Raw genomic sequence first — 14,045 nt, 5'->3', positions numbered from 1 at the left:
TATTCACTCTTTCTTCAACGAAATTCCATACACTTTGGCTTCTAATTCTCTTCCTGTAGGAGTGGCAGCCAGTCCTCCTTGAGCAGTTTCACGAAAAGCTGAAGGCATACGCTGACCAACTTTATACATCGCATCGATTACTTCATCGCAAGGAATACGACTGGTCACCCCTGCCAGGGCCATGTCTGCGGCAACCACGGCATTGGACGCTCCCATAGCATTTCTTTTCACACAAGGAACCTCCACAAGACCCGCAACAGGGTCACATATTAAACCTAGCATATTCTTCAGGGTTATGGCCATCGCTTCTGCTGACTGAGAGGGCGTACCTCCAGCCATTTCCACAATAGCAGCGGCTGCCATCCCTGCTGCTGAGCCTACTTCAGCCTGACAGCCTCCGGCAGCTCCGGATATCGATGCATTATTCGCGACTACAAAACCGAAGGCACCCGAAGTAAATAGGTAACGTACCATTTGATCTCTTGACGGATTCAGCTGATTTTTTACAGCAAATAAGGTACCTGGTACACATCCGGCGCTCCCCGCCGTTGGAGTTGCACATATAGTCCCCATGGCGGCATTAACTTCATTTGTAGCCACCGCTTTACTGACTGCATCCATAAGTAAGTTACCGGAAAGCGGCGTATGATTTTTCATATAATTTTGTATGAGGACAGCATCGCCACCCGTTAGTCCGCTGTGGGACTTCACACCTTTCAAGCCATCTTCTATTGCTTTTTCCATAACCTCGAGGTTCTTTTCCATGTGCTCATAAACTTGGTCTCTCGTAAGTTCTTTAACTTCCATTTCCTGCCTGATCATAACTTCTGAGATTTGTATATTCTCACTTTCAGCGAGCTCAACCAGCTCTGCAATATTACGAAACATAAATAATGCTCCCCTTCTCTGGATGTTAGTCGGATATTTTCGCGACCTGGATAATATGGTCAGCACGTTCAAGTTCACTTAAAACCGAATCGTCAATATTCTGATCTACTTCTATAACCATAAGAGCTTGTTCGCCCTGAGCTTTTCTCGATACTTCCATTCGTCCTATATTAATCTCGTGTTTCGCTAAAATGGTTGTAGAGGATGCGATGGCACCATAGCGATCATTGTGTATCAAAAGAATAGCTGGATGACTACCGGATAAACGTAGTTCGAATCCATTAAGTTCTGTAATTTCCGCTTTACCTCCGCCAATCGAGATTCCGACAAGCTCAAGTTCACCGTCGTCATCCCCGATTTTCAAGCGTGCTGTATTCGGATGGTCCGTATGTGCTTCTTCTTCGTAAAACCGGACCTTCATACCATTTTTCCGTGCTGTTTTTAAAGCATCCCTGATTCGTTCGTCGTAGGTGTCATAATCCAGCAACCCGCCTATAATGGCCACATCCGTTCCGTGACCTTTATAGGTTTTCGCAAAGGATCCATATAAATGGACATTCGCATATTTCGGCTCTCTGCCAAATAGATGGCGGGCGGCTCTCCCAATCCTAGCTGCTCCAGCCGTATGTGAGCTGGATGGTCCTATCATTACTGGACCGATAATATCGAATACTGATCTATATTTCATTTCTTTCACCATCCCTATTTTCTCTATTGCTTTCCAGTGAGAAAACGCTTTCTTTTAAATTCAGACCCTTCTATATTTTATCATAATCCTAATCTAACGGCTTACTATTTACAAAAAAGGACCAGATAAACTTGATAGAAAGGTTGGAGAAGAGTAGAATTAAAATTTGTGGGTTACTCGGTAACCGGGCGGGAGAGGGACAATTTCATAGAGGAGATTGAAATGTTCAATCACCAAAATAAACATGTCAGCTGGAAGAAAGAATGGACGGCGGGTCTGATTGGTTACTTTACCACGGTTTATATCGTGGCAGTAAACAGCCAGATACTAGAGAGTGCCGGATTACCACTTGAAAGTGGTATGGTAGCCACCATTCTAGCCAGTGCCCTCGGCTGTTTTATTATGGCTATATACGCGAATGCACCTATGGTTCTTATTCCAGGCATGGGAGTAAACGCGCTATTTGCCTATTCGATTGTGGAAGGAAGCGGTTTTAGCTTTCAAGAAGGGCTGGCCGTCGTATGTGTCGCTTCTCTGCTGTTTCTAATTACAGCTTTTACGAGACTAGGAATTTGGCTTAAACATGCGATTCCTGAATCCTTGAAACACGCGATTACGGTTGGACTGGGTTTATTCCTAACACTGATTGGGCTTGAGAAAGGCGGACTCGTTGTTCGTGGAGAGCATTCTTTAATCAGTCTAGGAAACCCATCTTCAGCCATCGTCATCACGAGTTTGCTCACTTTATTTATCGGGATTTTCCTTTTCACTCGAAATGTGCCAGGCAACTTTCTTATAACCATGGTTATAGGAACAATCATTGCTCACTTCACTGGAATTCTTGGGGCTCCGGGCTCTATGATTTCCCTCCATGAACAATCATGGGTCTTTTTACCTGACTTTACTGGTGTGAGTGACTTTGGATTTTGGATGGCTGTATTCCCTCTGGCCATTGTTCTTATATTCGAAAATATGGGGTTAATCCATGGACAGTTAGGGATGCTTGAACAACAGGATAAATTTAAACGATCCTTTCAGGCTGCTTCGTTTTCTGCGATGAGCAGTGGATTTTTGGGTACATCGCCGACGGTATCATCTGCTGAAAGTGCAGCAGTGATTGCTTCCGGTGGAAAAACGGGAAGAGCCTCCTTGACTATGGCCATCCTGTTTATTGGAACCCTGTTCTTGATCCCTTGGATTTCAATGGTTCCTTCGACAGCGATCAGTCCGATTTTAATCATTGTTGGAGCTTTAATGGTTCAAAACATTAAAGAAATCCCGCTGGATGAACTATCAGAAGCCATGCCTGCTTTTCTGATTATCGTGATGATTCCTTTTACCTATTCCATCGCTGATGGAATGGCTTTTGGATTTATTGCATACCCGATTGTAAAACTTGCCATCGGGAAGCAGCGAGAGCTCTCTACGCCTGTCGTACTCATTGCTATGGTCTTCCTCATCGAATTTATTATGCGCTCAATCGGGCACTAATAAATTGAATATAATTTTTAATGCAAAAACCCATGAAGCTGAATTTCAGCTTCATGGGTTTTTATTTATTTCAACTAATTAGTTTAGCTCCATCGAATCGATAACTTTAAGTGACAGCAATCTAATTCTCCAACAGAGCTGTATAACATGATGTTGAGTCCATCTGGGGTGTAGCTCGTGTCCATCTTTGACTGAACACCTGCAGACTTTAGTAATTGAATTACTTTACTTTTATTTGATTGTTGAGCTGCCTTCATAAGTTCTGAGGTCCATTTTGAGGAACTTATTATGTGATCCATTAGTACATCCGCTTCTTTGAGTAAATCCTTCATTTGTTCAGCGGATTTCATAAACATTTCGGTATTCACCTCAGGATATGGTCTGTGAGTGAAAGTATAGTCATGGGAATAAGGGGTTGCATGCAAAGCGGGCCAGTATAATCGGGGATCGTAATATCGATAGAACAACCACACCCCCTCCTCTTTCTCATTTGCAAACTACAACAGTATATGGATAAGATCTCAAAAAGAAAATTGTCCACCAGGAAATCCATTCTCTACAAGGTTCAAAGTGTCCAATAATAAGTAGAGACTATTACTCCTAATCGAGCTGTTAAGAAAGGTGTAATGTCTATGTAAACGATATCATCTGACGAAACGATGAAGACTATAAACCACCTTCAAAAAATCTTTATTACGAAGAAAAGCGCTGCCTAAGAAGTGGAGTCTTTTGTAGAAACCTCTATTTAGGTACACTTCTAATTAAAGACTTTCACTTTTTACAGTAAAAAATTCTCTAAAGTGATCAAGGACGCTAGAAAGTGAATAGCATAAAGAACTATCACCATTTAAGGTAAAATGAGAATGCGCTGATTCATCGGCATTTAACCCTTATAACCCAATAAAAACTCGCCCCTTTTTGAGAAGGAGCGAGTTTCTATTTAACTATGAATGGCAGTAAAAGCGATTTACTACTATCTCATTAATTGTTTCTCAAGTTATAAACCACACGTGCAGCTTCTGCACGAATGGAAGAAGTCTTAGGCAAAAATCTATTGCCGGGTACACCGATCATCAGCTTAAGCTCATACGCGGCTTTAACATCTTCTGTGAACACACTGCGAATATCGTCCTCATCTTTATAGATGTGATCACCTACAGCCTTGTACTCTCCATTATTATACTCATAGGCACGCACGACCATGGCCGCCATTTGCTCCCTTGTAATGGAAGCATATGGATCAAACTCTGTTTGGCTGACTCCATATACAATTCCATTCTCATAAGCTGCCGTGATTTCTTGCTGATACTTCTCAGGCACATCCTTAAAAGGGCTCTCACCTTTGGCGGTAAGTCCAAGTTCCCGGGTAAGCAGCATCGCAAACTCCGCACGAAGCAGTGGATCTTTTGGACCAAAGTTGCCATTTGGATAACCTTTTATTACTCCATCTTCAGCTAAAGCATATATTTCTTCTGCTGCCCAGTAATCCTCTGGTACGTCTGGAAAGACAGCCGTATTATCGGATGTTTGAAGATCGATCTTATAGTTTGCATAACCGTCATTTCTTTTTTCAAGAAAAGAAATTTTCTGCTCATCATCGGCATACTTTTGAGCATCAGGAGAGGAACGGAAAGTTAACAATGGGTCTCCATTTATTGGTGCAAAAGACCAATTACCATCCGCTTTCGGATTAATGGTTTCGTTCTGACGAATATAGTTTACCAGCACTTGTCTGTTTTCATCTGGAGATTTAACTACAATGTTATCACCATCAGGATTGGCAAATTTGGAAGCTGCCCGATAATTGTTGGTGGCGACTAAAAACTCCTCTTCGTCGTCAATGGCTTCTCCTTTGTATTTAACATCCTTAATACGATGACTATCATTGATCTTTTCTCCGTCATTATTGTAGCGAGGGGGCTCAGTTACGTCAATTTCGTAGGATAAGCCATCGATCACGTCAAAGTTATAGCTGCGAAAGTCATTATTCACCAATTCCTGCTGTTCATCTGTGTCTACATTTATTTCGTTAAACTGTCCCGCACTCCATTCAAGCCATTCCACGACTTGCTCTCCAGTTATCTTAGAGGCTTGAAGGGTATTCGGATACTTGTAAAGTGAAGTGGTATCTTTGATCGCAAGCTCTCCCGCTGGAATGTCCGTAAAATCACTTACTCCGTCCCTTCCAGCTTTGAAAGGGGCTGCAGCTGATAATACAGGTAATCCATCCAGCTCCGTGCCTTGGATATATTTTTCAAGGTAAGCTTTTTGTGCATCATTTACAATTTGGACCGTAGGGTCATCCAATACCTGAGCAAAATAACTGTAGAGAGGGACTTCCGTTTCACCTACAGGTGTAGCCACATAATCCCTGGTCGCCTCGTGATCATGTTGAACTTGATTGACAATTTCCTGGTTAGCTTCCACTAAAGGTTCTCCATTTTTAGAATCGTAAATAGGTTTTGCGGCAGCTTTTCCCTCTGTCACATCCCATTCACCATCTGTGTATTGGAGCTCCAAATCAATAATCCCAAGATCTGAACCCCAGAAACCAGCTTGTGTAGTAGCTACGCCATTAATAGTTCCCTGTTTAAGATTGATATTATATCGGCCATCTAATGAAGCATAATCTTCACCAGGGAAGGTCTGGTGCGAATGCCCGAACATAAGTGCGTCGAAACCTTCAACTGTCGATAGTTGATAGGTCTGATTTTCAGCACCTTTCTCATATTCTTCCTTTGAGCCCAGCCCTGAATGGGCAATGCCAATAATAACGTCGGCACCTTCTTCTTTCATCGAAGGAATGAATTTTTCTGCGGTTTGTTTTAAATCACGCGTAATTACCTTACCTTCTAAATTGTCTTTATCCCAGGTCATAATTTGAGGCGGCGTGAATCCAATAACTCCTACTTGAATCGTATGTACATCACCATTTTGATCTGTAACTTCGCGATCCAGAATCACATATGGATCGAAGTAGTTCTCGTCGTTATCTGGATTGTCATCACCGTCGTCTTTATACACATTGGCATTTACATATGGGAAATCAGAACCTTCTACAGCCTTATCCAAAAATTCCAAACCATAATTGAATTCGTGATTACCATAATTACCAGCATCATAGTTCAGTAGATTCATAGCTTGATAGACAGGATGTTTGTGCCCTTGTTCATCTAATACCTCTTGATCAACGATATAATCAGCCATAGGATTACCCTGAATCAAATCTCCATTATCGAAAAGCATCGAATTCTCTGCTTTACCTCTTTCCTTATTAATTAGCGTTGCCGTATTAACAAGGCCGACTGTGTCATCCTGCTTGTCCGTAAAATAATCATAATTCATCACATGACTGTGCAAATCCGTCGTTTCCATTAACCTTAAATCCACTACGTCGCCCTCATCCGTCTGAGCGTTTACGTTAGTTGTCCAAGTTGAAGCAGCTAAAAACCCAAGAACCATAGCTGAACGGAGAAACCATTTCTTCTGATTTTGTTTCAAATCGTCACCTTACCTTTCATTAATGTAGAATATTGTAATCATTTATATATTTTAACATTTCCGATAGAAATTTAGCAGTCTTTTTTACAGACCATTAAAACAGCGATCATCATTCCCACTGCTTTCATTAAAAAAGACTCGAAGAGAATAAAATCTCTTCAAGTCTTTTTTATCCGGTCAGGGTGCTTAATGATTAAAAGCTGCAAAATCACCTTTTATTATCTATGATTATATTTCCTCTGCCTTAAATCTCAACTTTCGCATAGAGCTTGTTTATTACAATTAAAGTTCTTAAAATAATCTTCAATCACTTCTATCTCTGAATAAGGCACCTTCTCATCCCCGATAATCTGGTAACCCCCAAATCCTATGCCTGTTAATAAAACCAGATCGTCAGGTTCAGCTAAACCAAATGCAAAGTGAATGGCCTCTTCTCGATGCAACACTGAATGAATATGAGAACCTGCGGGGTCTTTGAAGCCTTTTAGAACATCGTTTACGACTCCCTGTCGATCAGCGTGTCCCGGCTGATCCACACTGACCACAATTTGATCTGCCACCCCGTCAGCCACTTCTGCCATCATAGGACGCTTTTTGGGATCTCTTAGACCCACTCCTGTGATCATAACAATTAAGTTGCGGTAAGGGATATGCTGCACAGCATTCAGAATATTGAAAAGAGCATCAGGAGTATGAGCATAGTCTAAAACAATTTGAAAAGGAGCTTTGTTTTCTACAATTTGAAAACGTCCTTCCGGACTTTGAATGGTTGAAACTACCGATAATATCTCTTCTGCCGAGTAGCCCATTTTGCAGCAAACTGCTATAGCAGCCAGGAAATTAGATACATTATATGTTCCAAAAATAGGGGCATGAAGGTGGTACTCCTCCCTAAACAAACATAATGTAAATGAAGTGCCCTCCATCGTTGTGCGGATTTCTTTAGCAGAAATATCAGCCGGTTCTTCAATCCCGTATGTGATTAAAGTTCCCTTGAAACCTCTTATTAAATCTTCTGCCATTTGAGAATCATCTGCGTTAACAATTGCACTTCTGGACTGATCAAACAACTTCATCTTCGCTTGTTTATAAGCTTCCATAGTACCGTGAAATTCTAAATGTTCAGGTGTTAAATTGGTATGGACTGCTACATCAAAATGGATTGTGGCTAAGCGTTTCTGCTCAAGCGCTATCGAAGTGGATTCAATAATGGCAGCCGTCATCTCTCTTTTCCGGAAATAGTGCAATACTCGGTGAATATCAGGAGCTTCAGGAGTCGTAGGTACAGTCTGCTTAAATTCTGTTTTTTTCTCATCATCCCATATTCCAGCCGTACCTAGACTGCCTGTACGCAGGCGAAGATCATTTAAAAGCGAGTAAAGGAAAGAGGAAACGGTTGTTTTTCCATTGGTTCCAGTGACGCCAATAGTGTAGAGGGAGTTCGATGGGGAATCATAAATGGTGGAAGCTAACTGGGCTAGAGCGGTTCTAGCTTCGGATACGCATATAAAACTTTTCTCCTTATAAAAGGTCGAGTACATGTATAACTTTTCACTCTTGGTACCAATAATGGTGTTTGCACCATTCTGAATAGCCTGCTCAATAAAAAGATGTCCATCATGCTTTTCTCCAGCTATGCATACAAAAGCATCGCCTTCTTCTGCCTCACGAGAATCATATACTACCGAGGAAACGTATTGACTCCGAGGACCATAAATGGTCCCTTGGAATAGGTTTTCAAAATTTAATTCTTTATTAGCCATTATATAATATCATCCTTTTTTTCACACTTTATGATACTAAAGCATCTTTATTGGTAAATTCCCCTTTGGTTTATGCCTGTAAACTATCACAAGCCTCTCAATAGGTTTTCGATAGGTTCGTAGAATTTTTGTGACTTTTGACTTATTTTTTCATATTGGAAATATTAAATTATAATTAAAAATATGGAGGCTTACTAAAAGCGTATCGCTATAGTAATTACGCACGTTTTGGTATTAATTTCCTGTTCTATAAATTGGAAAAAAGATAGTTGGAAAATAACCAAAAATTTGTCGAAAAAAAAGTTTAAAAAACTATTGCGTTACCCCCTTACTAGAGAGTAAAATTTTCAGTAATTCATCAGTTAAGAAAACTAAAGCTGATTGAATGATAACCATTATTAAAAGGAGGTCATTAAAATGACCATGCTTTATTCCAAGGCTCGCGAGCTATTTGAAGAGGACTACAAAAACAGCCCGGAAGCCAAAGGATCTCAACTGTCTGCTTACACAAAAGTGAAGCGAACTAAAAGCGGCAAACTTCTTATGCCTTTTCGTAAAAACAAAAGAAAATAAGAGAATAAAGTGGTGACATATAGCTATGAGAAGAAAGCGAATAAAGGATAACGGTACTCAAGCCGTTCCATGGAATCAACGTCTGCATGACTTAAGTAGTCAAAAGACGTTGATTTTTTAATGGAAAGAAAAATAATCTTTTCCTGTTGGCTTCTCAAATTAGATTTTTAAAAGCCTTTGGTTTATATTCTATAAACCTCTATTTCTCGCTTCACCTTTAACTCTTTTTTCACAGTTAAAGTATTATAGTATATAGGACTATATTTTTTAAAAAAACTGCCGCATCCTTGTTCTAGAAGGAATACGGCAGTCTGCCGGTAACTTAAGATTGGTTTCGCAGCTGCTTTAAAATTTCGAAACCTTTCGTAACAGATTGACTCATCGCTGCACCGCCACCGTACGCAGCAGCTACACCCATGGATTCATAAATCTCCTGATCCGAGCAATTCAATGCTACGCACTGATCCATATGATAAGTAATGCTCGGTTCATCCCCTTCTTTCAAACTAATTGCGAGTGCCATTAAGTGCTTATTGGCTTTCGTCACTTCTCCATCATTAAATGCTTCTCCAGTGAATCGATTGTACTCCTGAATGGTTTTGGGCAGATGTTCAGATAGTTGTTCAATTCCATTACGATATTCCTCTAGTATAGTATGGGCTTTTCTTTCCATGATATCACTCCTTAATATGTTCTATAATGCCATTCCTTTTTATTCCATTATTAAACTATTGGATGTGCCTGCATTAAATTACTAAGGTCTCCTTTTCATCATCCATAATCTGGATGACCTGAGGTGCCAGTTTATGTAATAAAAAAAGCAACCTATGATAGGCTGCTTTTTTTATTTATGTTGTTTGGTCTGTAGGTCGTACTACAATTTCGTTGATGGTAACTTCTGCCGGTTCTTCTAAAGCATAACGTATTGTTCTGGCGATGCTGTCCGGAGTGATCGCTTGTTCGTAAAGTTCGTCCACTCCACCTTTTACATCTTCATCCGTAATCGTAGATGTCAGTTCAGTTGAAACCGCACCAGGAGAAATGATAGTTGCTCTAATTTTACTCTCTGCAGACTCTTCCATTCTTAGACCGTCCGTAATCGCACGCACAGCGAATTTTGTACCGCTGTATACAGCACTTCCCGGAAAGACTACATGTCCAGCCACGGAAGAAATATTAATAATGTGTCCTTTTTTGCGTTCGCGCATATGAGGCAGCACAGCAGATATTCCATAAAGAACACCTTTAATATTTACATCGATCATTTGATCCCATTCTTTTACTTTTTGTTTATTAAGTAAAGAGAGTGGCATCAAGCCCGCGTTGTTTACAATCGCATCAATTTGACCCAGTTCGTTTTGAGCGTATTCAGCAAGCTCTTCCATTTCATCATAATTGGTTACGTCAGTAGTTTTATATATCGCGTGTCCACCATCATCGTTTACTTTTTTCGCTAATTCTTCCAGTCGATCTTCCCGTCTTGCAGCCAGTACAAGTTTCGCTCCTTTAGAGGAAAGTTCTTTGGCCGTTTCCTCACCGATCCCACTGGATGCTCCTGTGATAATAACTACTTGATCTTGTAAATTCGTCAATGACTAGCCTCCTAAATATATTTTACTCTTTAAATTTTATTTCGATTTCAAAATGTATGTTACCGGAATAAACCTATGTTAAACATTGATTCCAAGTGTAGTATTTTCATCAAAAAAATAAATAGGGAGCTTTAGGTTACTGAGCGTTATCTATTGCTCTTTCATTTTATTTTCAAGATAGCCTGATACACCTGCATAATTTGATGAATCCAACTACGTAAGGGATAACCTCACTTTTCAATGTTCAAACCTAAACGATCATTATATTTGGAAATATTATCCTTCCTTTTCTCACTTTATGAAGTATAGAATGAAATGAACAGATAATTTATGATATATTTGATGAACTTGGTGTTTAGTCGTAATTGTGAGAGGAAGGAACTATAATGAGCATTTTGCCTGCAGAATTTTATGAACAGCCTACTTTAGAGCTTGCAAAATCTCTATTGGGCTGTAAATTAGTCAAAGAAACGGAGATAGGAACAGCTTCGGGGTATATTGTAGAAACGGAAGCCTATGTTGGTCCTGGAGACAGGGCGGCTCACAGCTTTAATAATAAACGGACCCCGCGAACGGAAGTAATGTTTGGACCACCTGGTTATGTGTACACGTATGTTATGCATACACATTGTCTAGTGAATGTGGTAAGTGGTGAAGTAGGACATCCAGAAGCCGTATTAATTAGAGCCGTCGAACCTTTAGAAGGCATAGAACTTATACAGGAGAGAAGAGGAGACAAAAAAGAAAAGGATCTAACGAATGGGCCCGGAAAATTAACGAAAGCATTAGGGATTATCAAATCAGACTACGGACATCCCCTGGATCAATCTCCTCTATATATAAAAAACGGCTATTCCCCTAAACATATTTCCCAAGGGAAACGAATTGGAATTGACAACTCCGGAGAAGCCCGCGACTATCCGTGGAGATTTTGGATTACAGAAAACAGGTTTGTATCCAGGTAAACCACAACCGTTTTATCCATTAAACAAGCACACCTTATTATGAAGGTGTGCTTGTTACTATTATTCTCTTTGATCTGAAATAGTTGCGTTATCGTTTTCCGCGCTGAGTTCTGCTAAGTTATCATAAGGAGGACCTTCGGTAGTCCCCGCAAGTAATACGATATCAAAGAAGTTAGGAGGGGTTCCCCAAGAATTTCCTACAAATGTTGTAAAGGCACGGTCTACAAGGAAACCACCGCGAGTATTATAGACGACATTGTTATTAATTTCACCTGTTGTGTTTGGGTTAATATACATGCCCGTTCGTAAAGAATAAAAGGTGTTTCCTTCCAGAGTTACTTCAAGTCCTCCTTGAGATACAACCGCTCGGTTTACAACCCACGTACTGCTGTCCCCTTGCTGTTCTGGTCCAAAAATTGTGTTATTCCGCAGTACATTATTATTTCCTCCAATTTGAATAAACTCCTTAGGATATGGCATGTCACTCGTTATCGTTAGTCCATCAATCGTTATATTAGGTTGAGTAGTCAGAAGTGCAATAGTATCCGCTTGCAATTCAAGAAGTGTACCGGGTTCTCCTAAAAGCGTTATACCCGCTTTATTAACATTTATCTGTGAGGTAATCGGGTAGGTGCCACTTAAAATATTTACTGTACCCCCAGGATTTACAGCCGCAATACCTTGTTGAATTGTTCCAAAAGGCATCGCACGGCTGCCGTTTCCAGATGAACCTGCTTCCACGTAAATGTTGTTAGGATCTACAATATTGTTTACAGCTTCATCTAAAGCTAATTGTACACTGAGTACAGTTGGATAGCCTTCCTCAGGACGGTTATCCAGCAGAGTCTGAGCCACTTCATCTTTTAACTCATCACTTAGCATATTATAATCGGTAAGATCTAAACCTAGAGCAGGATTTTCTATTGCTGCCCTCATTTCTTCTACGGTCTCGGCTTCATTAACCGCATCAAGCGGGGTATCAACCGGTGTTAAGTTTCCATGACTCATCTCATTCGGGGCCAATAAGTTTGTTAAACTTATAGCGGCACTTTGAACCTGCGTACGTGTACTGGTAAATCCATAAACCCCGTCTGACGATGCTGTAAACATGACTTCATACTGGGTTGGTGGATCTGGAAAAATTATAAAATCTGAACAATCTGCTTCCAAATTAAAGGTTTGTGATGCTACTGGCTGTTTAGGTGAAACAGACGTATCATACACAGTGACCATAACCGATTGTTCCTCCAATGTACTGTTTAGTACCTCTACAATTAAGCTCTGAGCTAAGCGATCTGCAACCAAGGGTCCCGTCGTATACCCCTGCGGACCGGGAAGCAAATCTCCAACCGTAACCATTTCCTGGTTGTGCACTAAATTCTGAGGTAAAAAAGCACTCAAATTCAAATCAATATTCTGCCTCGCTGTTCTTCCTGCTACCCACACCTCCATATTCTCCTCTAGTCCTTCCACTACAATTTCAAATCTAGTGGGCGGCTGAGGAAGAATAGTTCCCGAAGCTTCATTAGGATTAACCTCTATTTCCTCCGTGAAAACTTCTTCCTTTGGACAACTGCTTAAATCATAGACAGACACTTGGACTTGTTGGGAATCCTCAGTGTTATTCAGTACCTGAAATACGATTGACATTGTATTTCGATCTGCCACAAGGGGTCCCGTCGTTTTAGTAGCCAAATCTAGTTCCTCCTTTTAATAGGTTCTAGATAGTAGATGCAAGAGGAGGAATTATTGTTTGGACATTCCTCTAACATTATAGAAATTGGTTACTAAAATATTTATTATGGAAGGAATTTATTATACGACTAGCTCCTTGCAGGAAGAATGCAAGTTTTAAACTAACCATTTTCACTCCTAATCTGGGCATAAAACCCAATCGCTGCTACAAATGAAATAGTATGTACTGTAAGCAGGACACCACTCCCGCCTCCATTAAAGACCGTACTATTAATGAGAGTGGATAACTGCATAACAAGGATAATAAACAGTAAACATGTGGAAATCTTCATACGATCAATTCCTTTGTAAGATTTTATTTTCACAAGTTTAACATATTTTTTCCTCAATTTTCCTTTAATTAATAATTTTACAGAATTTTTGGTCATTTGATTTCCGTACACACTTCTGTCAGGCTTATATAGTTAACGTAAGATCTTGAAAAGAAAGCTAGGTGATCCAAATGATTGAAATTAGAACATCTACACTCACGGATGAAGAATTAAACAGAGGGGTTTTTGCGAAGCAGGATATCCCGAAAAATACACTTATTCACCAGGCTCCCGTTATCCCTTACCCAAATCAGGAACATGTTCATATAGAGAAAACTCGGCTGGCTGATTATGCGTTTGAGTACGGCGAAAACCATACAGCATTCGTATTGGGTTATGGCATGATGTTTAACCATTCCTATGAGCCGAACGCGAACTATGTTATTAACTTTGATAACGATACGTTTGACTTTTACGCTTACCGGGATATTAAAGCTGATGAGGAAATTCACATTAATTATAATGGTTCAGTAGATATCCAGGACACGTTATGGTTCGATCAGGAATAACAATAAAGA

13 protein-coding genes are annotated in these 14,045 nt (G+C 40.2%); 4 read left to right on the top strand and 9 right to left on the bottom strand.

The window, feature by feature from the left end:
* Positions 1 to 3 precede the first annotated feature (3 nt).
* Entirely contained in the window at positions 4 to 888 is an 885-nt protein-coding gene (gene sdaAA, locus LCM11_RS00550; RefSeq protein WP_224892360.1) for an L-serine ammonia-lyase, iron-sulfur-dependent, subunit alpha, read from the bottom strand.
* A gap of 25 nt (positions 889 to 913) precedes the next feature.
* Positions 914 to 1,576 (bottom strand): L-serine ammonia-lyase, iron-sulfur-dependent subunit beta, encoded by a 663-nt coding sequence (gene sdaAB, locus LCM11_RS00545; RefSeq protein WP_224892359.1) that lies wholly within the window; start codon positions 1,574 to 1,576, stop codon positions 914 to 916.
* Positions 1,577 to 1,798: 222 nt separating this feature from the next.
* Between sdaAB and LCM11_RS00540 the strand changes: the two genes are divergently transcribed.
* The gene (locus LCM11_RS00540) at positions 1,799 to 3,067 is read left to right on the top strand and encodes an NCS2 family permease (protein WP_224892358.1); all 1,269 of its coding nucleotides are present in this window, start codon (positions 1,799 to 1,801) and stop codon (positions 3,065 to 3,067) included.
* Positions 3,068 to 3,150: 83 nt separating this feature from the next.
* Here the strand turns inward: LCM11_RS00540 and LCM11_RS00535 are convergent, their stop codons facing one another.
* From LCM11_RS00535 to LCM11_RS00525, 3 genes are all read right to left on the bottom strand, one after another.
* Positions 3,151 to 3,534: a hypothetical protein gene (locus LCM11_RS00535; RefSeq protein WP_224892357.1), complete on the bottom strand. Its 384-nt coding sequence runs from the start codon at positions 3,532 to 3,534 to the stop codon at positions 3,151 to 3,153.
* Positions 3,535 to 4,048: 514 nt separating this feature from the next.
* The gene (locus LCM11_RS00530; protein ID WP_224892356.1) at positions 4,049 to 6,568 is read right to left on the bottom strand and encodes a bifunctional 2',3'-cyclic-nucleotide 2'-phosphodiesterase/3'-nucleotidase; all 2,520 of its coding nucleotides are present in this window, start codon (positions 6,566 to 6,568) and stop codon (positions 4,049 to 4,051) included.
* 251 nt (positions 6,569 to 6,819) lie between these two features.
* Entirely contained in the window at positions 6,820 to 8,331 is a 1,512-nt protein-coding gene (locus LCM11_RS00525) for a UDP-N-acetylmuramoyl-L-alanyl-D-glutamate--2,6-diaminopimelate ligase (protein ID WP_224892355.1), read from the bottom strand.
* Positions 8,332 to 8,748: 417 nt separating this feature from the next.
* Between LCM11_RS00525 and LCM11_RS00520 the strand changes: the two genes are divergently transcribed.
* A complete protein-coding gene (locus LCM11_RS00520) occupies positions 8,749 to 8,904 on the top strand; it encodes a hypothetical protein (RefSeq protein ID WP_224892354.1) in 156 nt (51 codons plus the stop codon).
* 322 nt (positions 8,905 to 9,226) lie between these two features.
* Here LCM11_RS00520 and LCM11_RS00515 read toward each other — a convergent pair whose 3' ends face one another.
* Both LCM11_RS00515 and LCM11_RS00510 read right to left on the bottom strand, forming a co-directional pair.
* Positions 9,227 to 9,577 (bottom strand): carboxymuconolactone decarboxylase family protein, encoded by a 351-nt coding sequence (locus LCM11_RS00515; RefSeq protein ID WP_224892353.1) that lies wholly within the window; start codon positions 9,575 to 9,577, stop codon positions 9,227 to 9,229.
* Between the two features lie 175 nt (positions 9,578 to 9,752).
* On the bottom strand, positions 9,753 to 10,496 hold the full coding sequence (locus LCM11_RS00510) for an SDR family oxidoreductase (RefSeq protein ID WP_224892352.1): 744 nt from the start codon (positions 10,494 to 10,496) through the stop codon (positions 9,753 to 9,755).
* Positions 10,497 to 10,882: 386 nt separating this feature from the next.
* Here LCM11_RS00510 and LCM11_RS00505 point away from each other — a divergent pair, with 386 nt between their 5' ends.
* The gene (locus LCM11_RS00505; protein ID WP_224892351.1) at positions 10,883 to 11,461 is read left to right on the top strand and encodes a DNA-3-methyladenine glycosylase; all 579 of its coding nucleotides are present in this window, start codon (positions 10,883 to 10,885) and stop codon (positions 11,459 to 11,461) included.
* Between the two features lie 60 nt (positions 11,462 to 11,521).
* Here the strand turns inward: LCM11_RS00505 and LCM11_RS00500 are convergent, their stop codons facing one another.
* Both LCM11_RS00500 and LCM11_RS00495 read right to left on the bottom strand, forming a co-directional pair.
* Positions 11,522 to 13,156 (bottom strand): DUF1565 domain-containing protein, encoded by a 1,635-nt coding sequence (locus tag LCM11_RS00500; RefSeq protein WP_224892350.1) that lies wholly within the window; start codon positions 13,154 to 13,156, stop codon positions 11,522 to 11,524.
* A 161-nt stretch (positions 13,157 to 13,317) separates the two neighbouring features.
* A complete protein-coding gene (locus tag LCM11_RS00495; RefSeq protein ID WP_224892349.1) occupies positions 13,318 to 13,488 on the bottom strand; it encodes a hypothetical protein in 171 nt (56 codons plus the stop codon).
* A 170-nt stretch (positions 13,489 to 13,658) separates the two neighbouring features.
* On the opposite strand from LCM11_RS00495, the gene LCM11_RS00490 reads away from it, so the two are divergent.
* Positions 13,659 to 14,036 (top strand): SET domain-containing protein, encoded by a 378-nt coding sequence (locus LCM11_RS00490; RefSeq protein ID WP_224892348.1) that lies wholly within the window; start codon positions 13,659 to 13,661, stop codon positions 14,034 to 14,036.
* Positions 14,037 to 14,045 lie beyond the last annotated feature (9 nt).

Source organism: Halobacillus halophilus (genome assembly GCF_020171985.1).
Lineage (GTDB): Bacteria > Bacillota > Bacilli > Bacillales > Halobacillaceae > Halobacillus > Halobacillus halophilus_A.
The sequence above is the reverse complement of the archived record's forward strand: the minus strand, read 5'-3'. Positions and strand labels throughout refer to the sequence as shown.

Bases quoted from the DNA above. Each gene is read 5' to 3' on its own strand.
- sdaAA (WP_224892360.1), bottom strand. From the start codon at position 888: ATGTTTCGTAATATTGCAGAGCTGGTTGAGCTCGCTGAAAGTGAGAAT.
- sdaAB (WP_224892359.1), bottom strand. From the start codon at position 1,576: ATGAAATATAGATCAGTATTCGATATTATCGGTCCAGTAATGATAGGA.
- LCM11_RS00540 (WP_224892358.1), top strand. From the start codon at position 1,799: ATGTTCAATCACCAAAATAAACATGTCAGCTGGAAGAAAGAATGGACG.
- LCM11_RS00525 (WP_224892355.1), bottom strand. From the start codon at position 8,331: ATGGCTAATAAAGAATTAAATTTTGAAAACCTATTCCAAGGGACCATT.
- LCM11_RS00520 (WP_224892354.1), top strand. From the start codon at position 8,749: ATGACCATGCTTTATTCCAAGGCTCGCGAGCTATTTGAAGAGGACTAC.
- LCM11_RS00515 (WP_224892353.1), bottom strand. From the start codon at position 9,577: ATGGAAAGAAAAGCCCATACTATACTAGAGGAATATCGTAATGGAATT.
- LCM11_RS00505 (WP_224892351.1), top strand. From the start codon at position 10,883: ATGAGCATTTTGCCTGCAGAATTTTATGAACAGCCTACTTTAGAGCTT.
- LCM11_RS00495 (WP_224892349.1), bottom strand. From the start codon at position 13,488: ATGAAGATTTCCACATGTTTACTGTTTATTATCCTTGTTATGCAGTTA.
- LCM11_RS00490 (WP_224892348.1), top strand. From the start codon at position 13,659: ATGATTGAAATTAGAACATCTACACTCACGGATGAAGAATTAAACAGA.